Source organism: Hamadaea sp. NPDC050747 (genome assembly GCF_040654195.1).
Taxonomy (GTDB): Bacteria; Actinomycetota; Actinomycetes; order Mycobacteriales; family Micromonosporaceae; genus Hamadaea.
Map to the genome: position 1 here is coordinate 350,000 of NZ_JBFAHM010000007.1, position 20,898 is coordinate 370,897.

Annotated in this window: 22 protein-coding genes; 1 reads left to right on the forward strand and 21 read right to left on the reverse strand. The window is 69.7% G+C overall.

Annotated features, from left to right (window positions below; genetic code table 11):
* Positions 1–6: 6 nt before the first annotated feature.
* Both AB0H43_RS19015 and AB0H43_RS19020 read right to left on the reverse strand, forming a co-directional pair.
* Positions 7–318: a DUF2469 domain-containing protein gene (locus tag AB0H43_RS19015; protein ID WP_253757005.1), complete on the reverse strand. Its 312-nt coding sequence runs from the start codon at positions 316–318 to the stop codon at positions 7–9.
* Positions 315–1,073 (reverse strand): ribonuclease HII, encoded by a 759-nt coding sequence (locus tag AB0H43_RS19020; protein ID WP_360000672.1) that lies wholly within the window; start codon positions 1,071–1,073, stop codon positions 315–317. The genes AB0H43_RS19015 and AB0H43_RS19020 overlap by 4 nt, the downstream gene beginning before the upstream one ends.
* A 175-nt stretch (positions 1,074–1,248) precedes the next feature.
* On the opposite strand from AB0H43_RS19020, the gene AB0H43_RS19025 reads away from it, so the two are divergent.
* Complete coding sequence (locus AB0H43_RS19025; protein ID WP_360000673.1) at positions 1,249–1,821, forward strand: M23 family metallopeptidase; 573 nt, start codon at positions 1,249–1,251, stop codon at positions 1,819–1,821.
* Here the strand turns inward: AB0H43_RS19025 and AB0H43_RS19030 are convergent.
* The 19 genes from AB0H43_RS19030 to ftsY form a co-directional block, all read right to left on the reverse strand.
* The gene (locus AB0H43_RS19030) at positions 1,703–2,860 is read right to left on the reverse strand and encodes an aminotransferase class V-fold PLP-dependent enzyme (protein WP_360000674.1); all 1,158 of its coding nucleotides are present in this window, start codon (positions 2,858–2,860) and stop codon (positions 1,703–1,705) included. The two genes, AB0H43_RS19025 and AB0H43_RS19030, sit on opposite strands and share 119 nt — an antisense overlap.
* Before the next feature lie 9 nt (positions 2,861–2,869).
* Complete coding sequence (lepB, locus tag AB0H43_RS19035; RefSeq protein WP_360000675.1) at positions 2,870–3,529, reverse strand: signal peptidase I; 660 nt, start codon at positions 3,527–3,529, stop codon at positions 2,870–2,872.
* Positions 3,526–4,701 (reverse strand): signal peptidase I, encoded by a 1,176-nt coding sequence (gene lepB / locus AB0H43_RS19040; RefSeq protein WP_360000676.1) that lies wholly within the window; start codon positions 4,699–4,701, stop codon positions 3,526–3,528. Before lepB (AB0H43_RS19040) ends, lepB (AB0H43_RS19035) begins: the two co-directional genes overlap by 4 nt.
* 167 nt (positions 4,702–4,868) lie before the next feature.
* A complete protein-coding gene (gene rplS, locus AB0H43_RS19045) occupies positions 4,869–5,225 on the reverse strand; it encodes a 50S ribosomal protein L19 (protein WP_360000677.1) in 357 nt (118 codons plus the stop codon).
* Positions 5,226–5,553: 328 nt separating this feature from the next.
* A complete protein-coding gene (gene trmD, locus AB0H43_RS19050) occupies positions 5,554–6,291 on the reverse strand; it encodes a tRNA (guanosine(37)-N1)-methyltransferase TrmD (protein WP_360000678.1) in 738 nt (245 codons plus the stop codon).
* Positions 6,292–6,302: 11 nt separating this feature from the next.
* The gene (gene rimM, locus AB0H43_RS19055; RefSeq protein WP_360000902.1) at positions 6,303–6,818 is read right to left on the reverse strand and encodes a ribosome maturation factor RimM; all 516 of its coding nucleotides are present in this window, start codon (positions 6,816–6,818) and stop codon (positions 6,303–6,305) included.
* Between the two features lie 9 nt (positions 6,819–6,827).
* On the reverse strand, positions 6,828–7,094 hold the full coding sequence (locus AB0H43_RS19060) for an RNA-binding protein (protein ID WP_253757023.1): 267 nt from the start codon (positions 7,092–7,094) through the stop codon (positions 6,828–6,830).
* 2 nt (positions 7,095–7,096) lie between these two features.
* Entirely contained in the window at positions 7,097–7,546 is a 450-nt protein-coding gene (gene rpsP, locus AB0H43_RS19065) for a 30S ribosomal protein S16 (protein WP_360000679.1), read from the reverse strand.
* A 235-nt stretch (positions 7,547–7,781) separates the two neighbouring features.
* Positions 7,782–8,429 carry a DUF402 domain-containing protein gene (locus AB0H43_RS19070; RefSeq protein ID WP_360000680.1) on the reverse strand — a complete coding sequence of 216 codons (648 nt, stop codon included), beginning with the start codon at positions 8,427–8,429 and terminating at the stop codon, positions 7,782–7,784.
* A gap of 44 nt (positions 8,430–8,473) precedes the next feature.
* Positions 8,474–9,160 (reverse strand): DUF402 domain-containing protein, encoded by a 687-nt coding sequence (locus tag AB0H43_RS19075; RefSeq protein ID WP_360000681.1) that lies wholly within the window; start codon positions 9,158–9,160, stop codon positions 8,474–8,476.
* A 44-nt stretch (positions 9,161–9,204) separates the two neighbouring features.
* Positions 9,205–10,614, reverse strand: a complete 1,410-nt coding sequence (proS, locus tag AB0H43_RS19080) for a proline--tRNA ligase (RefSeq protein WP_360000682.1) — start codon at positions 10,612–10,614, stop codon at positions 9,205–9,207.
* A 184-nt stretch (positions 10,615–10,798) separates the two neighbouring features.
* The gene (locus AB0H43_RS19085; protein ID WP_360000683.1) at positions 10,799–11,890 is read right to left on the reverse strand and encodes an amidohydrolase family protein; all 1,092 of its coding nucleotides are present in this window, start codon (positions 11,888–11,890) and stop codon (positions 10,799–10,801) included.
* A gap of 92 nt (positions 11,891–11,982) precedes the next feature.
* Positions 11,983–12,819, reverse strand: a complete 837-nt coding sequence (locus AB0H43_RS19090) for an SGNH/GDSL hydrolase family protein (protein ID WP_360000684.1) — start codon at positions 12,817–12,819, stop codon at positions 11,983–11,985.
* 65 nt (positions 12,820–12,884) lie between these two features.
* Positions 12,885–14,417, reverse strand: coding sequence for a signal recognition particle protein (ffh, locus tag AB0H43_RS19095; protein WP_360000685.1), 1,533 nt, complete (start codon positions 14,415–14,417; stop codon positions 12,885–12,887).
* Between the two features lie 196 nt (positions 14,418–14,613).
* Entirely contained in the window at positions 14,614–16,803 is a 2,190-nt protein-coding gene (locus tag AB0H43_RS19100; protein WP_360000686.1) for a [protein-PII] uridylyltransferase, read from the reverse strand.
* Positions 16,800–17,138, reverse strand: a complete 339-nt coding sequence (locus tag AB0H43_RS19105; RefSeq protein ID WP_253757051.1) for a P-II family nitrogen regulator — start codon at positions 17,136–17,138, stop codon at positions 16,800–16,802. The genes AB0H43_RS19100 and AB0H43_RS19105 overlap by 4 nt, the downstream gene beginning before the upstream one ends.
* A gap of 24 nt (positions 17,139–17,162) precedes the next feature.
* A complete protein-coding gene (locus AB0H43_RS19110; protein WP_360000904.1) occupies positions 17,163–18,569 on the reverse strand; it encodes an ammonium transporter in 1,407 nt (468 codons plus the stop codon).
* A gap of 332 nt (positions 18,570–18,901) precedes the next feature.
* Positions 18,902–19,693 carry an aminoglycoside phosphotransferase family protein gene (locus tag AB0H43_RS19115; protein WP_253757053.1) on the reverse strand — a complete coding sequence of 264 codons (792 nt, stop codon included), beginning with the start codon at positions 19,691–19,693 and terminating at the stop codon, positions 18,902–18,904.
* Entirely contained in the window at positions 19,690–20,874 is a 1,185-nt protein-coding gene (gene ftsY / locus AB0H43_RS19120; protein ID WP_360000687.1) for a signal recognition particle-docking protein FtsY, read from the reverse strand. The genes AB0H43_RS19115 and ftsY overlap by 4 nt, the downstream gene beginning before the upstream one ends.
* Between the last annotated feature and the right edge of the window lie 24 nt (positions 20,875–20,898).

The following is a 20,898-nucleotide window of genomic DNA, read 5'->3' on the forward strand; positions in this document are numbered from 1 at the left end:
GCGGGATCAGATGTCGCTGGGCAGCGACAGATCCGGCTTCTCCAGCTCCTCGACGTTGACGTCCTTGAACGTCATGACCCGGACGTTCTTCACGAACCGGGCCGGGCGGTACATGTCCCAGACCCAGGCGTCGTGCATCTCGACCTCGAAGAAGACCTCGCCGTCGGAGTTGCGCACGTGCAGGTCGACCTGATTGGCGAGGTAGAACCGCCGCTCCGTCTCCACGACGTACGAGAACTGGCGGACGATGTCGCGGTACTCCTTGTAGAGCTGAAGCTCCATCTCGGTCTCGTACTTCTCGAGATCCTCAGCGCTCATCGCACGCCCTCCATGCTGACATCTTCCCCCACCCGGCGCCGGCGGCGAGCCGGGTCACCGGACGCCACGCCGACCGTACCCCGACCGTGCTCCTCGCGCCCATCGAGCGCTCGTTCCGACTCGGCCACGTTCTGATAGGAGAACCGGTGCTCCGCGCACGGCCCGTGCTCACGCAGCGCGGCCGAGTGCTCTGGGGTCGTATATCCCTTATGCAGCTCGAAGCCGTATTCAGGATACTTTTCCGCCAGTTGCACCATGATCCGGTCCCGGGTGACCTTGGCCAGGACGCTCGCCGCCGCGACGCACGCCGCCACCTGGTCGCCCTTCCAGACCGCCAGCCCCGGCACGCCCGCGCCGTCCACGGGGAACCCGTCGGTCAGCACATACTCCGGGCGGACGGCTAGCGCGGCCAGCGACCGCCGGAGCGCCGACAAGTTGCAGAACTGCAGCCCCAGCCGGTCCACCTCGGCCGCCTCGATCACGACCACGTGGTAGGCCAGCGCGCGCTTGACGACCTCGTCGTAGATGCGGTCGCGGGCCAGCGGCGTGAGCAGCTTCGAATCGGTCAGCCCCGGAATCTCGCCCGCCTTGCCGTCGGGCAGCACCGCGGCCGCCGCGACCAGCGGGCCGGCGCAGGCCCCTCGGCCCGCCTCGTCCGCCCCGGCGACATGCAGGAAACCGCGCCGGCGCAGCGAACGCTCCAGCGCGTAGATCCCGCCTTCCCGGCGGGTGACCGTCTTCGGCGGCAACAGCATGCGGCCAGCGCCCTCCCCTGATCCGGATCTTCACCGTTCTCCAGTCTCCGACGTTACGTCACCCGGGTGACACCCGGGACGCGGGACCCGCCCGGTCGTCCACATCCGCCCGTCGTCCACAGGATCGACGAGCGCCACTTCGGCGTACGCGGGGCGGTCGGCCGACGATCCGGGGATGCGACTGTTCCTCACCGGTTTGCTGATCTTGTCCAGTGCGGTTCCGGCCGCCCCACCAGCGCAGTACGGCTGGCCCCTGACCGGTACGCCGGCCGTCACCCGCCGGTTCGAGCCGCCGCCGGAACCGTGGCTGCCCGGGCATCGCGGAGTCGACCTGGCCGGCTCGCCGGGGGCGGTCGTCCGCGCGGCCGGGGACGGGCGAGTGATCTTCGCCGGGATGATCGCCGGGCGTGGCGTGGTCAGCGTGGCCCACGCGGACGGCGTACGCACGACCTACGAACCGGTGATCCCAACGACGACGGCCGGCCTGGCAGTACGCCGAGGCGACCCGCTCGGGCGGCTCGACCCGGGACATCCCGGCTGTCCCCGCCCGGCGTGCCTGCATTGGGGCGCCCGCCGGGGCGAGACCTATCTCGATCCGCTGTCGCTGCTCGGGCTCGGCCGCGTCCGGCTCAAGCCCCTGCGCTCCGCAGCAGGCCGGGCAGTCCGTCCGCCAGCCGTTGCGCATCCGCGCTGGACACGTAGATGTGACCGGAGACGCGCAGCAGCCCGCCGTCCTCCCACGGATTGACGTTGACCTCGACGCCCAGCTCTTCGCCGATCCTCGCGCGCAACGCCGCCCAGAAATTCGTGCCCGCCCCGGGCGGCGCGGGCAGCCGCACGACCCGCATGCTCACGCCGTCGCCGGGAAACGGCCGGTCGGCCCCGATCTTCTCGGCGAGGAGGCGCTGCGCGTACTCGGCCACGTCGACGGCGTACGCCCGGACGCGGTCCGGGCCGAGCGATTCGAGCAGGTCCAGCCCGGCCGGGGCGGCCAGCCAAGCGGTCACGTCCCGCGTGCCCTGATGCTCGATCGACCGGGGGAAGCCGTCCGGATCAGCGTGCGAGACGACGAGCGGTTCGATACGGTCCACCCACTGTGGCGCGACGGTCAGCAACGCCGTGCCCCGGGGCGCGAACGCCCACTTGTGGAAGTTGCCTGTCCAGAAATCGGCCCCGATGCCCTCGACGTCCGTGTCCAGCATCCCGGGGACGTGCGCGGCGTCGACCAGCAGCGGGACGTCCTCCGCTCGCAGCCTCGCGGCGATGCGGGCGATCGGGAAGAGCTTCGTGGTGGCGGCGGCAATGTGGTCCACAATGGCCAGCCGAGTCACCCCGGGCCGGACCCCGGCCGTAATCCGCTCCAGAACCTCGTCGTCCCCGGCCTCCAGCGGAATGTGCACGACTCGCACCCGCACCCCGGTGCGCGCGGCGAACCGGTCCAGCGCCGTGATCACGGCGTCGTACGCGTGATCGGTGGTGAGAATCTCCTGCTCTGGGCGTACCACTGGGAAAAGCGTGTGGAGCACGGTCGCCGTCGCCGCGGTCGCGTTGACGACCAGCGCGGACCGCGCGGGGTCTGCCCCGACGTAGCCGGCCAGCCGGGCGCGGACCTCGTCCAGCCGACCGGGCAGCCGCCGCGCGAACCGCATGGGGTTGCGGTCGGCCTCGTCAAGAAAGTCCCGGTGCGCTTCGCGCACCGGGACTGCCACCGCGCCGAACGAACCGTGGTTGAGATAACTCACCGACGGGTCGAAGGAGAAGAGTTCGCGGCCACCCTCGAAGATCATGGGGCAACCTTAGCCAGTGGGCGCGGGCACGCTCTCGTAACTGTCGGGCACGCTCAGCCAGCGCATCCGGTCGAACGGCCAGAAGAGCACGAAGGCCCGGCCGACGACCGAGTCGATCGGGATGGTCGCCTGGTTGATGTCGCTGTTGTTGTGCGCCCGCCAGTTCTGGAGCGAGTCGCCGGAGGAGTACCGGTTGTCGCCCATCACCCAGAGCCGGCCGGCGGGCACGACGATGTCGAAGTCCTGCGGCGCCGCGTTCTGCCCGGTGTGATCGGTGTTGGGCAGGATGTAGGGCTCGTCGAGCGGATGCCCGTTGATCTGGATCCGGCCCTGCGGATCACAGCACGTGATGTGATCGCCCGGTACGCCGATCACCCGCTTGATGAAGTCCTTCTCGGTCGGGTCCGACCGCCAGGACTCCGGCGACACGAAGACGATCACCTCGCCCCGGTGCGGATCCCGGAAGTCGTAGACCAGCTTGTTGACGAGCACCCGGTCGTCGATGTTGAGCGTGTGCTCCATCGACTGCGACGGGATGAAGAACGTCTGGACCACGAACGCCCGCACCAGGAACGCGACCACGAGGGCCACGACGAGAAGAATGGGCAGTTCACGCCAGAACGAGCCGCTGCTGCCGCTGCTCTTACTCTTGGTCTGCTCGTCAATCACGCACGGAGCCTACGCGACCGCGCTGTGTTCCTGCGGGCGAGCCACACCGGCGCGAGCATCGCGAGCCCGGCGGGATCGACCGGCAGCACGGGATCGCCCCCGAGAGCTTGGGTTTGACCAGCGGGAACGTCCTTGAACGGGTCCGACGAGGAGATCGAATCCCAGCGGCTGACGGGCCACACGACCGTGCCCGCCCGCCCGATCACGTTCTCGATCGGGACGAGACCACGGCAGCGCGAGTCCTGGGAGACGAATCGGTTGTCGCCCATGACGAACAGCATCCCCGGCTCGACGACCACCTCGTCGAACTGTCGGGGGCCGCACTGGCCCGGTGTCTTGGGGCTGTCCTTGTTGGCGTTCTTCGTGACGTAGGGCTCGTCGATCGGCGTGCCGTTGACGAAGATCCGGCCCTTCACGTCACAGCAGGAGACCCGGTCCCCCGGTACGCCGATCACCCGCTTGATGAAGTCCTTCTCCCCCGGCGTGCCGAGGCCGACGAGGTCGCTGAGGCCGCTGCCGACCTTGGAGAAGAAGCTCGCGTTGGGGTCCGCGGAGAACTCCGGGGTCCAGTTCGGCGGACCCTTGAAGACCACGACGTCGCCGCGCTCCGGATCACCGAAGTGATAGACGACCTTGTTCACCAGTACGCGGTCGCCGCGGATCAGGGTGTCCTCCATCGAGCTGGAGGGGATGTAGTACGCCCGGAAGAGGAAGGTCTGAACCAGGAAGGCGACGCCGAGCGCGATCACCAGCAGGAGCGGAATCTCCTGCCACAGCTTCAATCGGCGCCGCTGGCGACGCTGCGGCCCGGCCGGCGCCGGCCGGTTGACCGGCTCCAAGGACCGGGACGCCGGCACCGCCGGCACGCCCGTCCCCCATCGCTGGTCGTAGCCCGAACGATCCTCGTAGCGGGGCTCGTCCCGCCGAGGCTCCTCATACCGCGGCTCTTCGTAACGGGGCTCCTCATAGCGCGGCTCGCTGTAACGCGGGTCGGCGTACCGGGAGTCGGCTTCCCAGCGAGGGTCCTGCGGATCCGCCCACGACCGTTGCGGAGGGTAAGGCTCGGCGGGCTCCTCGGCCGGCCAGCGATCACGCGAGGCGTCCCGGTCGGGCTCGCGAGGATCCTCCCACCGAGGCTGCTCGGGCCATCGGTCGTATGTGCGGTCGGTCACCGGAGGCACTCTAGATGCTGCCGCAGCGTTTGGGGAGGGCCGATTATGCCCGAAGGGTTAAGTTCCGGGACATCAGTGCTGTCCGGAGCCTTGTCTGCCGGATAACGCGACAAGACCCCGTCCTTCCGGACGAGGCCTTGTCATACGTTCGACCGATAGAACGGCGCTCAGGCCGCCTTGGTCTCCCGGAGCTCCTTGATCTTGGCCTTCTTGCCGCGCAGATCCCGGAGGTAGTACAGCTTGGCCCGGCGGACGTCACCGCGGGTCACGACCTCGAGCCGGTCGACGGCCGGGCTGTTGATCGGGTAGGTGCGCTCGACACCGACGCCGTAGCTCTCCTTGCGGACCGTGAAGGTCTCGCGCAGGCCCGAGCCCTGGCGGCGGATGACGACGCCCTGGAAGATCTGGACCCGGGACCGGTTGCCCTCGACGACTCGGGCGTAGACCTTGACGGTGTCACCGGCGCGGAAGGCCGGGGTGTCGGTACGGACGGACGCTTCGTCCAGCATGTCCAGCGTGTTCATCGCTGTTCCTCAGTGTCGCGCGCGCCGCTCCCGGCGCGCGTGCGGACATTACTGACCCCGCTCGCAGCTGTCACCAGCTCCTCCGACCCGCTCGCGCGGGTGCGCGGTCCTCGCTCCGCGGGCGTGCTTCAGCTCCCCGCGAGAACGGCAACCTCTCTACTCTGCCACAGTCGGCCCGCCGGACGGAAACCGCCCCCGGCAGATCACACCGACCGACTCACACCGCTGCCGCTCTCGCGTGATCATTGCGCCAGCCATGCTGCTTCAGACGGCAAAATGCCGGTTTAAACGACATGGGTGACGCAATGATCATGCCTCGGAGGGGCGGTCACGCCTCGCGAGCGGCGAGGGTGGCGCGGTCCTTCTTGTCGAGCGACTCGGGATCGAGCGCCGCGATGAGGTCCGGGCGACGGTCGGCCGTACGCAGGAGCGCCTGATCCCGACGCCAGCGAGCGATCTTGCCGTGATCACCGGAACGCAGGATCTCCGGCACCTCCAGCCCTCGCCAGACCGCAGGTTTGGTGTACATCGGCGCTTCGAGCAGCCCGTTCGCGTGGGACTCCTCGTCCAGCGAAGCGGCGTTGCCGAGGACGCCGGGCAGCAATCGGGTGATCGCCTCCAGCATCACCAGGACGGCCACCTCCCCGCCGAAGAGCACATAGTCGCCCAGCGACACCTCGGTCACGGGCATCCGCCCGGCCGCGTGATCGAGTACGCGTTGATCGATGCCTTCATACCGACCGCACGCGAACAGCAGGTGCTCCTCGGCGGCCAGTTCGTGCGCCAGCTCCTGGGTGAACAGCCGCCCGGTCGGGGCCGGGACGACCAGTCGCGTACGCCCGTCGGCCAGCGCGTCCAGCGCCTCGCCCCACGGTTCGGGGCGCATGACCATGCCGGCGCCACCGCCATAGGGACTGTCGTCGACCGTACGGTGCACGTCGTGCGTCCACGTCCGCAGATCGTGCACCGCCAGCTCCAGCCGCCCCTCCGCGCGGGCCTTGCCGAGCAGGGAGAGGTCGAGCGGGGCGAAGTACTCGGGGAAGATCGAGACGACGTCGACACGCATGCCGGGCGGCCCTACAGGTCCAGCAGCCCGTCGGGCGGGTCGATCACGACTCGGCCCCCGGCGACGTCGACCGTCGGGACGATGGCCCGCACGAACGGGACCAGCGACGTCGTGCGGTCCTCTCGGCGTACGACCAGCATGTCGGAGGCCGGCGCGTGATCGATGCGCGCGACCACCCCGACCTTGTCGCCCCCGACCGTGACCACGTCGAGCCCGACCAGCTGGTGGTCGTGGAACTCGTCCGGGTCCTCGGGGGCGGCGATGCCGGCGGAGTCGACCCAGAGCAGCAGGCCGCGCAGCTCCTCGGCGGCGTTGCGGTCCGGGACCTCCGCGAAGAAGATCAGCGGACGGCCCTGGTGCCAGCGCACCGACTCGATGGTGAGCCTGCCGCCCAAGGTGTCCTCCGTGGGGCCGGTGTCGAACACCGACCCCACGGTGAAGCGGTCCTCAGGCTCGTCCGTGTGGACCTCCACGACGAGTTCGCCGCGGATCCCGTGCGGACGGAGGATCTTGCCGACGACCAGCAGCATGACGGCCTAGTAGGCGTCGACGATGTCGACGCGCATCCCCTTGCCGCCCACCGAGCCGATCACCTGGCGCAGCGCCCGGGCGGTACGCCCGCCGCGACCGATCACCGTACCCAGGTCGTCGGGGTGCACGCGCACTTCGAGCCGCGCACCGCGGCGCGCGTCGACGAACCGCACCCGGACCTCGTCCGGGTGCTCCACGATGCCCTTGACCAGGTGTTCGAGTGCCGGACGCAGGGTGCTGTCGGTCCGGCCCGACGAGCTGCTGCCGCGCAAGGTCAGGCCCCCTCGGCCGGAGCCTCAGCCGGCTCAGCCGGCGTCTCGGCCTTGGCTTCGGCCTTCTTCTCGGCCTTCTTCGGCTCCGCCTTCTTGGTCTCCGCGACGCCGGCGGCGGCCTGCGCCTCGGCCTCGTAGATCGCCGTGCGGTCGACCTTGGCGGCGGCGACCTTCAGCGGCTCGGCCGGGGCCGGGAGGCCCTTGAACTTCTGCCAGTCGCCGGTCTTGCTCAGGATGGCGATGACCGGCTCGCTCGGCTGCGCGCCGACCGACAGCCAGTACTGCACCCGGTCGGACTTGACCTCGATCAGCGAGGGCTCCTCCTTCGGGTGGTAAACGCCGATGAACTCGATCGCCTTGCCGTCGCGCTTGGTACGCGAGTCGGCGACGACGATGCGGTACTGCGGGTTGCGGATCTTGCCCATCCGCAGAAGCCGGATCTTGACGGCCACGTGTGTTCGCTCCTGTTGCGATAGGTTTCGAACGCTCGCCATCCCACGTGGGGTTGTGAGCGGTGCGAGCGGTCATGGACACGACGGGCGTCGGAAGTTAGAGGGCTGCCGTGCGCTAGTCGAATACCAGTCGTCAATTGTGCCAGACGCCTCTCGGCGCGCCGACCCACCCCGCCGGGCGTACGGGACGCAGATCACACGGACGCCCGTTTCTCACGGCTGCGCGGGCCCTCGCTCAGTGACGAGGGGCGTCCCAGCCCGGTAGGGGCACCGTCCCGATGATCGGACCCCAGTCCGGATCAGGCCGAAACGAGGTCCAGGTCCCGTCGAAGGGAAAGCTCCCCGCCTCGACGAGCTTGATCACCTCCAGCCCGGCCTGGCGTACGCGCTGCTCGTCGTCGACCCAGTAGGAGCCGGGGAACCCCAGACGCTCGGCGAACTCCTCCTCGTCCTTCCACCGCCAGTTCCGGTCCGGCTCGATCCAGACGTCGAGATCCCAGTCGACGGTGTCCAGCCCGGCGAGCACCTCCGAACGCCAGGGGACGGCCGGCACCTCCAGATTGGCATACCAGCTGAGGAACTCGCCGGCCGGGCTGAAGAAGAACCGGACGGAGTAGTCGGCGCCGGCCGGATGCCAGGACAGGACCGAGTGGCCGACTTCCGCCGCGACCAGACGCTTCGGACCGGCGACCCACTCCGGCAGAGGTGTCTGGCGCAGCATCCGGCCGTCCGTCATGACGGTGTAGAACTGATTGCCGCCCGCCTGGCCCCACAGCAGCATGCCCTGGTCGTCGTGCTGAACCGCGCGCAGGGGAAACAAGCCGGAGACCGCGTCGTGCTGGAAGTGTCGCAAGTAGACGATCTCGCCCCGCTCGAAGACCATGACCTCAAAGTAGTCCAGAACGCGTCATCGAGGGTGATCCGAAGTCAGCGGGCTCGCGGACGGTCCCAGCCGGCCGGCACCCGCGGTGATCCCGTCCACATCGGATCGCCGGTGAGTCCCAGCAACGAGGTGTCGAAGGGGAACTCCCCCGCCTCGATACGCTTCACGACGCGTTCGCCCACTTGGCGGACCGCCTCGCCGTCGGCGACCCAATACCCTGGCGGCGCTTCTGGCGGCTCGCCCACCAGACTCCCCGGCACCGTGTAGGCCAGCCGCTCGGCGAACTCCTCTTCGTCCTTCCACGACCAGGAAAGATCGGGCTCCACCCAGATGTCGAGGTCCTGGTCGACGATGTCGACCCCGGCCACCGAACCGTCGTCCCAGCGGACGCCCGCCTCTTCGAGATTGACGTACCAACCGCGGAACCGGCCCTCGTCCGACCGGAACAGCCAGACGGAATAGTCCTCGCCGGGCGGCAACACCTTGAGGATGGCCGGGCCACGCCAGGTCGTCTCCCAGAGCTTGGTCTCCGTGACGAGCCACTCGGAGAAAGGCATCGCCCGCAGGCCACGCCCGTCGACCGCCTTCCGGTCGAGCATCGGCGCGCCCCGGGGCACCCAGAGCAGCAAGCCGCGCTCGTCATCGGCCAGGACGACGGAGGTCTTCAGCAGACCCAGCCGGGGACCCTGAAAATGGCGGTGCAGGACCACCCGGCCGGGTTCGAACCGCATCGTGTCCTCGGACCGTCCCTCAAGTCGTCGCGTCGAGTCGTAGCTCAGTAGGAGCGGCCGAGGATCGCGGTCAGGTTCGGCTCGTCCTGCGCGGCCGGGGCCGACCCGTCCTCGCGGAACAGGCAACGTACGGTGATCGCGCTCTCGTTCGCCTTGGCCTCGCCGTCGACGCCGACCGCCGACCACGGCACCTTCGCCCAGCCGGTCTGCGACGCCTCGATCGCCTCGTCCAGCGTCTTCACCTCGACGGTGTTCGCCTCACGCCGGGCCAGGGCCTCGTCGTAGAGGCCCTGCTGATCCGCGGTCAGGGCCGCGGTCACCTCGGCCACGACCCCGCCGAGCGGCAGCGGCGTCTTCGAACCGTCGATACGGCGGGCCAAGGTCACGTTGCCGGCCGCCAGATCGCGCGGGCCGACCTCGATCCGCAGCGGTACGCCCTTCAGCTCGGCGTCGACCGCCCGGCGGCCGAACGGCGTGTCCACCCGATCGTCGAGCTTGACGCGTACGCCGGCGGCGGCGAGCTCGTCGACCAGCCCCTTCGCGGCCGCCGACACCGAACCGTCGCTCTCCTTGACCACCATGACCAGCGCCTGCGTCGGAGCCACCAGCGGCGGCAGGCGCAGACCGTTGTCGTCGCCGTGGCACATGATCAGACCGCCGAGCATCCGGGTCGACGAACCCCACGAGGTCGTCCAGGCGTACTCACGGCCGCCGGCGGCGCTGGAGTACTGGATGTCGAAGGCGCGGGCGAAGTTCTGGCCCAGCTCGTGCGAGGTGCCCATCTGCAGCGCCTTGCCGTCGCCCATCATGCCCTCCAGCGTGTAAGTGCTGGTGGCGCCGGCGAACCGCTCCCGGTCGGTCTTACGGCCGGGGATCACCGGGATGGCCAGGAGTTCCCGCATGTGCTTCTCGTAGACCTCGTGGTGGATGCGCAGGGTGTATTCCTTCGCGTCCTGCTCGGTGGTGTGCGCGGTGTGCCCCTCCTGCCACAGGAACTCACTGGTACGCAGGAAGATCCGCGGGCGCATCTCCCACCGGACGACGTTGGCCCACTGGTTGAGCAGCAGCGGCAGATCCCGGTAGGAGTCCACCCACTTGGCCATGAACTCGCCGATGACCGTCTCACTGGTCGGCCGGACGACGACCGGCTCGGCCAGCTGCTTGCCGCCGCCGTGGGTGACGACGGCCAGCTCCGGCGAGAAGCCCTCGACGTGCTGCGCCTCACGGTGCAGGTAGCTCTCCGGGATGAACAGCGGGAAGTACGCGTTCTCCGCCCCGGTCGCCTTGATCCGGGCGTCCATGTCGGCCTGCATGCGCTCCCAGATCGCGTATGCCGTCGGCCGGATCACCATGGTGCCCCGGACCGGGCCGTTGTCCGCCAGCTCGGCCTTCGCGATCACGTCTTGGTACCAGCGGGGGAAGTCTTCCGCCCGGGGAGTCAGCACACGCGCCATGGGCACTCATCCTACTGGCCGCCCTCGCCCGTCCTCCGCTGGCTCCTAGGCCGCTCGTCGAGCTTCGCCGCCGGTCGGGTGTCGCCGCCGGTCCGCGGTGATTGGGATCAGATCACGGTTACGCATGGATCCCCGGCGGCGGGAAGCCTGCGCATCCGTGATCCGGTCGCCTAATGCCCGCGTGTCACTGCTGAGGTCGAGGTGACACGATCCGCCCGCGCAGCACGATCAGGCTCGGCTCGCGCAGCACGGTGAGATCCTGCCGCGGATCCCGCGGATAGACCACGAGGTCGGCCCAGCCGCCTTCGGTCAACCCCGGGAAGCCCAACCATGCGCGGGCGCGCCACGATCCGGCCGCCAGCACCTCGTCGGCGGACAACCCGGCGGCGTGCAGGAGCAACATCTCCTCCGCGGCCAGCCCGTGCGCGATGCCACCACCGGCGTCCGAGCCGACATAGATCGGTACGCCCGCCTCGTGCGCGGCCGCGACGACGGCGGGGAACCCGTCCCGGAGCGCGAGCATGTGCTTGGCGTACCGCGGGAACTTCGCCTCGGCCCGCTGGGCGATCGTTCCGAACGTCTCAATGTTGATCATCGTCGGGACCAGGGCCGTCCCTCGTCGCCCCATCTCGGCGACGATCTCCGGCGACAGGCCGGTGCCATGCTCGACGCAGTCGATCCCGGCGCGTACCAGGGTGGCGACGCTCTGCTCCTCGAAGCAGTGCGCCGTGATCCGCGCCCCGGCCGCGTGCGCCGCCTCGACTGCGGCGACCAACGTCGCATCGTCCCAGGCGGGAGCCAGGTCACCACGATCGCGATCGATCCAGTCACCGACGAGCTTCACCCAGCCCGTCCCAGCGGCCGCCTGGCGGGTGACCTCCTGAGCCACCAGCTCGGCCGGAACCTCGACCCCGATCTCCGGCAGATACCGGCGAGGCGGCGCGACATGCCGCCCCGCGCGGGCCAGCCGAGGGATGTCCGGGTCCTCGTCCAACTCGGGATACGGGTAAGGCGAACCCGCGTCGCGGATGGCCAGTACGCCGGCACCCCGATCGATGAGGGCGAGCTGCTTGGCCTGATCGAGGCTTTCGATCGGGCGGCCACCAGGGGCGATTCCGAGATGGCAGTGGGCGTCGACCAGGCCCGGCAGGATGAATCCGCCGTCGCTGATCGTGGTGGCGCCGGGTATCGGCTCTCGCGACACCCGGTCGCCGTCCAGCCACAGATCGCCGGTCTCGTCGTCGGGAAGGAGCACTCCGCGTACGTGCAACGCCATGCGCTCCACTAGACCACAAGAACTTTGTTAGGACGTAATACGGCGGGGCAAGGACGAATACGGTCTCGTCCTTGCCCCGGAAGACTGCCCGATCAGACCTCGGCCAGGTACGCCTCCGCGAGGACGGCGTACCCGATGGTGTTCGCGTGGATGTCGGACTTGGCGCACATCCACGTCCACGCGCAGATCCGGGCGACGGCGAGCGGCACCGAGCCGACGCCGGGCAACGGAACCTGAGTCGTGAGATCCGTCGAGGCGAACGCGCCCGCAACGTCGGCGACTCGAGCGTCCGCGGCGCGGTAGAGCGCGGTCAGGATGTTGTTGAGGACGGCACTGACCTGAATGGACTGCTGCGCCAGCGCTCGCCCGGCCGGGCCGGTCAGCCAGGCCGCCAGGTACGGGTTGTAGTACGTCATCCCGACGATCGGCGTACGCGGAGCGACCGCACGCAGCCGCGCCAGAATCTGCCCGAGGTTGACCGCCAACGCGGCCAACGCGCTCTGTACGCACGCCGGGTCGATCGTGCCGCCCCGCGCGCACCGGTTGAGGTCGTTGCCGCCGATGTCGATCGTGACGAGCGAGACCTTGTCCTTGTGCGCGTGCAGGAAGCGTTCGGCCGCTTCGAGCTGGGAATCACGACCGGGGTAGTCGCAGATCCCGCCGGTCAGGAGGGAACCGGTGGTCTCGCCGTCGCAACCCAGGTTCTCCAGGCGGAGCTTCGGCTGGGTGGCCAGCAGCCTGCTGTGCAGCTGCCCGACGTAGCCCTCGGTGCGGTCCAGCGGCGTCACCGGCTGGTAGCCGGCCGCCAGCGAATCGCCGAGCGCCAGATAGTACGTGGTGGAGGTGTCCGGCGAGGCCGACGCGGGGGCGCCCACGAGTCCGAGGGTGAGCGCGGCAACGGCGGCGACGGAGGTGATGCGTCGCAACATCCCCGCAACGTACTCGCGAGTAGCCTCGCGCGCAGCCCCGCCGCCGGCAGCGGTTGAACAGCCCGCTACTTGTCGCGCTTGAAGAGCTTGTTGAAGTCCAGCTTGGGCGCCTTGAAGTCGTCGCCGCCGAGCTGCGACGGGTCCAGTCCCGGCGGAAGCTGCGGCATGCCGCCGGGCATCCCACCGGGCAGACCGGCCGGGAAGCCGCCGCCGGACCGGCCGCCGCCCTTGGTGCCCTTGCGCTTGTTCTTCGGGCTCTTGGTCGCCTTACGCCGGCCGCCGCCGGGCAGGCCCATCATGCCGCCCATCTGCTTCATCATCTTCTGCGCGTCGGTGAAGCGGTTGAGCAGCTGGTTCACGTCCATGACGGTGACGCCGGAACCGGTGGCGATGCGGGCGCGGCGCGAACCGTTGATGATCTTCGGGTTCGCCCGTTCGGCCGGGGTCATCGACCGGATGATCGCCGTCACCCGGTCGAAGTGCTTGTCGTCCAGCTCGTCGAGCTGACCCTTCATCTGGTTCATGCCCGGCATCATCTTGAGCATGTTGGCGATCGGGCCCATCCGGCGGATCGCGATCAGCTGGTCGAGGAAGTCCTCGAGGGTGAACTGCTCGCCGCCCATGAGCTTGGCGGTCATCTTCTCCTTCTGATCGGCGTCGAAGGCCGCCTCGGCCTGCTCGATCAGAGTGAGGACGTCGCCCATGCCCAGGATGCGGCTGGCCATCCGGTCGGGATGGAAGACGTCGAAGTCCTCCAGCTTCTCACCGGTGGACGCGAAGAGGATGGGCTGCCCGGTGACGTGGCGTACGCTCAGCGCCGCACCGCCACGGGCGTCACCGTCCAGCTTGGACAGCACGACGCCGGTGATGCCGACCCCGTCGCGGAACGCCTCCGCCGTGGCGACCGCGTCCTGACCGACCATCGCGTCGATGACGAAGATGACCTCGTCCGGGCTGACCGCGTCGCGGATGGACGCCGCCTGCGCCATCATCTCCTGGTCGATGCCCAGCCGGCCGGCGGTGTCGACGATGACGATGTCGCGCATGTGGCGGCGGGCGTACTCGATCGACTCCTTGGCCACCGCGACCGGGTCGCCGACGCCGTTGCCCGGCTCGGGCGCGAAGACCTCGACGCCGGCCCGCTCGCCCAGCACCTGCAGCTGGTTGACCGCGTTCGGCCGCTGAAGGTCGGCGGCGACCAGCATCGGCTGGTGGCCCTGGCCCTTCAGCCACTTGGCCAGCTTCCCGGCCAGCGTGGTCTTACCGGAACCCTGCAGACCGGCCAGCATGATCACGGTCGGCGGCTGCTTGGCGAACTGGAGCCGCCGCGCCTCGCCACCGAGGACGTTGATCAGCTCCTCGTGAACGATCTTGATGATCTGCTGGGCGGGATTGAGCGCCTGAGACACCTCGGCGCCGCGCGCCCGCTCCTTCAGCGCCGCGATGAACGTCCGCACGACGGGCAGGGCGACATCCGCCTCGAGCAGGGCGAGCCGGATCTCGCGCGCGGTGGCGTCGATGTCGGCGTCGGTGAGCCGGCCCTTGCCGCGCAGCTTCGTGAAGATCCCGGAAAGCCGGTCGCTCAGTGTGTCAAACACAGCGCAATCATCCTGTTGGTGAGGTTTATCCGATCAAGGGCGGCTCGTCGCCGCCCCCGAAAGACTACCCGCCGCCCAGGGCGCTCGGCGCGCCGAGCTTCCCGGGCCGCCGCGAGCGCTGGATCAGGGTTCCGGGTCGAATCTTGGGCCAAGATTCGACCGAGAACCCTGATCCAGCGCCCAAGAACAGTCCTGGTCAGTGCAGGAGGGTGAGGAGGGCGGTTTCGATCGCCGGCTGGTCGACCGGGCCGATCAGGTAGAACGTGTCCACCACGTCGGCGCCCAGCGTCGAGACCCGGGCCGCCCGGAGGTTCACCCCGAGGTCGGCCAGCGTCGAGGTGATCCGGTACAGCAGGCCGGGCTCGTCGGTCGCGCGTACTTCGAGGAGGTCGTCGCCGGGCCAGAGCACGCGCGGGCGCGGGCGGGCGCCGTTGGGCGTACGCGAGCGCAGGGCCAGCCGGGCGGGCAGGGTGAGCTGGTCGAGCGCCGCTCGCCGGAGATCCGCGGCGAGCAGGTCCCGATCCGGTGCGGCGCCGTACCGGGGTTGCACGGCGCATTGCAGAACGGCCCGCTCCGCCACCGTGATCGAGTTGACCGCGACGACTTCGAGCTGGTGCTGGGCGAGGCACCCGGCGACCGTCGCGAGCAGGCCCCGCCGATCTTTCGCGGCGATCGCGACCCAGTCCGGCGCCACCTGCACGACCGGAAGATCCGCCCCGAGCAGCGTCGGGTCGGGCGCCATCGGCGTCGGCAGCGGCGCTCCGGCCAGGCTCGCTCGGACGGCCGCCGCGAGCTGGTCGATCAGCCGCGACTTCCAGGTGGTCCAGGCCGCGGGTCCGGTCGCGACCGCGTCCGACCGCGCCAGCATGTGGAGCAGCTCCAGCGTCTCGGCGTCGCCCACGACCTCGGCCACGGCCGTCACCGTCGCCGGGTCGCCGATGTCTCGCCGGGTCGCGATCTCCGGCAACACCAAGTGGTGCCGCACCAGCCGCTCGATCATCGCGACGTCCGCGTCCGGCAACCCGATCCGCCGCGCGATGTCGGCCGCGATCGGCGCGCCGACCACGCTGTGGTCACCCGGCAGTCCTTTGCCCACGTCGTGCACGAGGGCCCCGAGCAGCAACAGGTCCGGGCGGGCCACCTCGCGGGCGTACCCGGCCGCCTCGGCGGCGGCGGAGACCAGGTGGCGGTCCAAAGTAAACCGATGCACCGGGTTGTGCTGCGGCGCGCCGCGCAGCCGCGCCCACTCCGGCAGCCAGGCCGTGATCAACCCGAACCGGTCGCACGCGGTCCAGGTCGGGATCAGCGCCGGGCCCGAGCCCAGCAAGCTCATCAAGGCGGTACGCGCAGCGGCGGGCCACGGATGGGGCAACGGGGGAACGTAGCGACTCAACCACTCCAGCGTCGACCGGGCGATGGGGAGCTTCGCGGTGGCGGCCGCCGCGGCGACGCGGAGCGACAGACTCGGGTCCGGATGCGGGGTGACCGCCGACCGGGCGAGCACCACCTCGCCGTCGCTCTCGACGACGTCGGTCGCCAACGGCAGACGCCGAGCCCGATGCGGTACGCCGCCCCGCCGCAACGAGGCACGCCATCGGTGGACGGACCGCCAGGCGTCGTCCAGCGCCCATTCGACGGTGGCCGCGTCGTTGGCGACCCGCCGCAGCAACGCGTCCCCGTCGGGGAGGTCGAGCGCCTCCGCGACGGCGGCCCGCTCGTGCGCCACGAGGCGATCCAGGTTGCGACCGGCCGACAGGTGCAGGGCGTCCCGGACGTCCAGGAGGCGGATCTGCGCTGCGCGTACCGCTGGGGGAAAGGCGTCGGCGAGGCCGGCGCGACCGATCCCCCGGAGAATGCCCACGTCGCGCAGGCCGCCCGCGGACTCCTTGAGGTCGCCCTCCAGGAGTTGGGTGAGCGTGCCGTGGGTCGCGTGGCGAGCGTCGGTGAGTTCGCGGAGGCGGCTGAGCTGACCCGCCGCGGTACGCCGCCACAGCTCGGCCGCGCTCCGCGCGAGCCGCGCGGACAGCGCGGGGTCCCCCGTGACGTGGCGGGCGTCGAGCAGACCGAGGGCGACCTTGGCGTCCTCCTCGGCCGCTGCGAGCGACTCCGCCACGGTCCGGACCGAGTGGTCGAGCCCCACCCGGCTGTCCCAGACGGGGTACCAGATGCGCGCCGCGAGTTCCTCGATGCCGCTGACCCCGGTGTGCAGCAGGACCAGGTCGAGGTCCCCACGCGGGGCGCATTCGCGGCGGCCGAGTCCGCCGACCGCGACCAGGCTGACACCGGCCGGCATCCCCGAGTCGGCGGCGAGTTTCGCCAGCCAGACGTCGAACGCCGCCGCACGCTCGAGGCGTGCGGCGGCGCCGATGTTCGTCCTCACGATCACAGTGCGTCGAGGCCGCGTTCGCCGGTACGCACCCGGATCACCTCGGAGACCTCCGTGACCCAGACCTTCCCGTCGCCGATCTTCCCGGTCCGTGCGGCGGTGACGATGTTGTCGACCACCTTGTCCACGTCCAGTTCGTCGGTGAGCACCTCGATACGGATCTTCGGCAGGAACTCCACCGTGTACTCGGCTCCCCGGTACACCTCGGTGTGTCCCTTCTGCCGGCCGTATCCCTGGACCTCGCTGACCGTCATGCCCGCCACACCCAGCGTCTGCAACGCCGCCTTCACGGCGTCCAGCTGGTATGGCTTGATGACCGCGGTGACCAGCTTCATGCTCAATCCCTCCATCGTTGGACCTTAACCGGCCACCTTCTCGGTGGACGGGGCCGACTCTTCGGCCTCCGCGGCCTTGCTCGCCGGGGCGATCCCGGCCAGCGCGAACGCACCTGCCGAGCTGCCCGTCGTGGACGCGTAGTCGTACGCGCTCTCGGCGTGCTCGGCGACGTCGATGCCCTCGACCTCGGTCTCCGCCGAGGTACGCAGGCCGATCGTGAACTTGATCGCGAGGGCGATCAAAGCCGCCACGCCGAACGAGTACACCGTGACGATGCCGCTGCCCAGGGCCTGCCGGCCGAGCTGGGTCAGGCCACCGCCGTAGAACAGGCCGTTGTCGGCGCCGAGGATCTTGTCGTCGGTGATCCAGGAGTTCACGTAGTCGTTGGCGAACAGGCCCAGCGACAGCGAGCCGATCCAGCCTCCGACGAAGTGGACGCCGACCACGTCGAGCGAGTCGTCGAAGCCGAGCTTGTACTTCAGGCTCACCGCGAGCGCGCAGACCGCGCCGGCGACGATGCCGAGGACGATCGCCGCCCACGGCGAGATGAAGCCACACGCCGGGGTGATGGCGACCAGACCGGCCACCGCGCCGGAGGAGGCGCCGACCAGGGTGGGCTTGCCGCCCGACTTCAACCACTCGACCGCGATCCAGCCCAGCACGGCGGCGGCCGTCGCGACCTGCGTGTTGATGAACGCGACCGCGGCGGTGCCGTCAGCGGTCAGCTCGGAGCCGGCGTTGAAGCCGAACCAGCCGAACCACAGCAGGCCGGCGCCCAGCGCGACGAACGGCACGTTGTGCGGCTTGAAGGCCTCCTTCGGCCAGCCGATCCGCTTGCCCAGCACGAGTGCCACCGCGAGCGCCGCCGCACCGGCGTTGATGTGCACCGCGGTTCCACCGGCGAAGTCGAGAGCCTTGATCTTCATGCCGATGAAGCCGCCGCCCCAGATCCAGTGCGCGACCGGCACGTAGACCAAGGTGAACCAGCCGAAGGCGAAGACCAGCCACCCGGCGAACTTGGTCCGGTCGGAGAGCGCACCGCTGATCAGGGCCACGGTGATGATCGCGAACATCATCTGGAACGCCATGAAGACGAAGACCGGGATCCCCGTTGAGGCACCACCGGCGACCCAGAACGCCGCGAACGTGTCCTTGGTGTTTCCGCCCAGGTAGGCGGTGAAGCTGCCGATCAGGTTGTTCGCCGAGGCGTTGTCGTTCGTGCCGAAGGCCAGCGAGAAGCCGTAGACGAGCCACAGCACCGAGATGAGCCCGATCGTCACGAAGCTCATCATCATCATGTTCAGTACGCTCTTGGCCCGGTTGAGACCGCCGTAGAAGAAGGCGAGACCTGGCGTCATGAGCAACACAAGTGCGCTGGAGACGAGCAACCAGGTCGTGTTCCCGGTGTCGATCGTCGGCGCGTCCTCCAGGAGCAGCACGTGCCCTCCTCAGTGAGTGGAATTCTCCCTCCCGGCTTGGGGCCGCATCGCCGCTGCGCCGGTTGTTGGGGGAGCTTTCCGGGCGCGTGTTTCACGCATTCACGTTGCGCGGTTTCGTGTGTGTCACGAAGTGTTTCCGGCGTGTGAAGAAATCCTCACGGGCCGTCGCGGCCCGGGCGTTTTGCACTGGATCAGGGTTCTCGGTCGAATCTTGGTTCATGATTCGACCCGGAACCCTGATCCAGCTACGTGGCCGCCGGCGTCGCAGACGGACCGCCACGCGGCCGGCGGCGCTCAGGAGCGTGGCACCAGGAGGGCGGAGCTCAGCGGAGGGCGTGCTCCAGCGTGTAGCGCTCGTAGTCGAGCAGGCGCAGGTCACGCATCGGGCGACGAAGGTGGCCCTTGTTGACGATCCGGACGAACGCGGGATCGCCCGCGGCCGCCATCCGGCGGATCCCCTCGACGTGGTCGACGATGCGTTTGCGGATCGTGCGGACGAGGCGATGGCGGTCCCGCGGGATCAACCCGTACGCGTCGGCGAACAGCCGCAGCCGGCGGGGCCGGTCGGGCCGGTGCCACCCGAGGGTCACCGAATCCCGGTCGCTGAACAGCGGCACCCAGGTCCAGGCGGCGTACGCGACGTCGTAGATCCGGGCGCCCGGCGAGGCCAGGTCGAAGTCGATCATCGCCAGGGTGCCGTCCGGTCGCCAGATGACGTTGTGCGGCGCGGCGTCGTGGTGGCAGATGACCTCGGCGTCCGGCGGAGGCGGGCCGAACGACCGCCACACCGCCCCAGGCGGCGGCCGGAAACCGGCCTGTGCGTCGTGGAACATGCGCAGCATGGTGGCGACGGTGACGAGCGCCTCGTCGGTCACCCAGTAAGGCTTGAGCGGATATTCGCCGCACTCGCCGGTCAGGTAGGAGAGGACCTCGCGGCCCTGCGTGTCCATGCCGAGCGCCCGGGGCGAGCCGGTGAACCCGGCGTGCTCCAGATGGCGCAGCAGAGCGTGGACCGACGGAGTCCAGGGCCCGGCGTTCCGGCGTACGGTGTCTCCCACCCGCACTACGGTCGAGACGTTGCCTCCGCGCAGCGGGATCTCATAGTCCACAGTCACACGGCGTCCGGGTGCTCGGTGCCCAGCAGAGCGCTGACGAAGGCGGCGGGCTCGAACGGGGCCAGATCGTCCGGGCCCTCGCCGAGTCCGACCAGTTTGACCGGGATCCCGAGCTTGCGCTGCACAGCGATGACGATACCGCCCTTGGCGGTTCCGTCCAGCTTCGTGAGCACGACACCCGTGACGTCGCAGACCTCCATGAAGACGCGGGCCTGCTCCAGGCCGTTCTGCCCGGTCGTGGCGTCCAGGATGAGCAGGGTCTCGTCGACCGGACCGTGCTTTTCCACTACCCGCTTGACCTTGCCCAGCTCGTCCATCAGGCCGATCTTGTTCTGCAGTCGGCCCGCGGTGTCGATCAGCACCGTGTCCACGCCGGTGTCGATTCCCTGCTTGACCGCGTCGTACGCCACGGCGGCCGGGTCACCGCCCTCCGGCCCCCGGACGACGGTCGCGCCGACCCGGCTGCCCCAGGTGGCGAGCTGGTCGGCGGCGGCAGCCCGGAAGGTGTCGGCCGCGCCGAGGACGACGCTGTGGCCGTCGGCGACCAGCACCCGGGCGACCTTGCCGCAGGTCGTGGTCTTGCCGGCGCCGTTCACCCCGACGACCAGGATCACCGCCGGACGGCCGTCCTGCGGCGTCGCCTTCAGCGATCGGTCGAGCTTCGGGTCGAGCGCCTCGGTCAGTTCCTCGGCGAGCAGCGTCTTGACGTCGGCGACGGTACGCGTACCGAGGACGCGGGTACGCTCGCGCAGCTTGGCGACGATCTGACCGGTCGCCTCGACGCCGACGTCCGCCGTGATCAGGCTCTCCTCGATCTCCTCCCAGCCGTCCTCGTCCAGGCGATCCCGGGACAGGACGGCAAGCAGGCCTCGGCCGAGGGCGTTCTGACTGCGGGACAGGCGGCTGCGCAGGCGTACGAGTCGGCCGGCGGTGGGCTCAGGAACCTCGACCTGGGGTTTGACCTCCAGTTTCGGCTCTAGGTGAACCTCCGGTTTCGGCTCGACCACGACGACGGCGGGCGGCTCGACCGGTGGTGCGACCTCGTCGGGAGTCGTGACCTCGGCACTCGGCGCGGACGGCTGCGGCGGAACGCTGCGGCGAGAGCGACGAACTGCGAAGACGACGAGCGCGGCGCCGATCAGAACGATCAGCACCACCAGAGGGATGACGAGGTTTTCCATCCAGTCATCCTCTCAGACTCCCGC

Coding starts and splice junctions, on each gene's coding strand:
- AB0H43_RS19020 (WP_360000672.1), bottom strand. CDS start 1,073: ATGCTGTTGCCGCCGAAGACGGTCACCCGCCGGGAAGGCGGGATCTAC.
- proS (WP_360000682.1), bottom strand. CDS start 10,614: ATGGCGCGTGTGCTGACTCCCCGGGCGGAAGACTTCCCCCGCTGGTAC.
- AB0H43_RS19090 (WP_360000684.1), bottom strand. CDS start 12,819: ATGTTGCGACGCATCACCTCCGTCGCCGCCGTTGCCGCGCTCACCCTC.
- AB0H43_RS19075 (WP_360000681.1), bottom strand. CDS start 9,160: ATGCGGTTCGAACCCGGCCGGGTGGTCCTGCACCGCCATTTTCAGGGT.
- trmD (WP_360000678.1), bottom strand. CDS start 6,291: ATGCGTGTCGACGTCGTCTCGATCTTCCCCGAGTACTTCGCCCCGCTC.
- AB0H43_RS19070 (WP_360000680.1), bottom strand. CDS start 8,429: ATGGTCTTCGAGCGGGGCGAGATCGTCTACTTGCGACACTTCCAGCAC.
- AB0H43_RS19085 (WP_360000683.1), bottom strand. CDS start 11,890: ATGGCGTTGCACGTACGCGGAGTGCTCCTTCCCGACGACGAGACCGGC.
- AB0H43_RS19105 (WP_253757051.1), bottom strand. CDS start 17,138: ATGAAGCTGGTCACCGCGGTCATCAAGCCATACCAGCTGGACGCCGTG.
- ftsY (WP_360000687.1), bottom strand. CDS start 20,874: ATGGAAAACCTCGTCATCCCTCTGGTGGTGCTGATCGTTCTGATCGGC.
- AB0H43_RS19025 (WP_360000673.1), top strand. CDS start 1,249: ATGCGACTGTTCCTCACCGGTTTGCTGATCTTGTCCAGTGCGGTTCCG.
- rplS (WP_360000677.1), bottom strand. CDS start 5,225: ATGAACACGCTGGACATGCTGGACGAAGCGTCCGTCCGTACCGACACC.
- AB0H43_RS19030 (WP_360000674.1), bottom strand. CDS start 2,860: ATGATCTTCGAGGGTGGCCGCGAACTCTTCTCCTTCGACCCGTCGGTG.
- AB0H43_RS19015 (WP_253757005.1), bottom strand. CDS start 318: ATGAGCGCTGAGGATCTCGAGAAGTACGAGACCGAGATGGAGCTTCAG.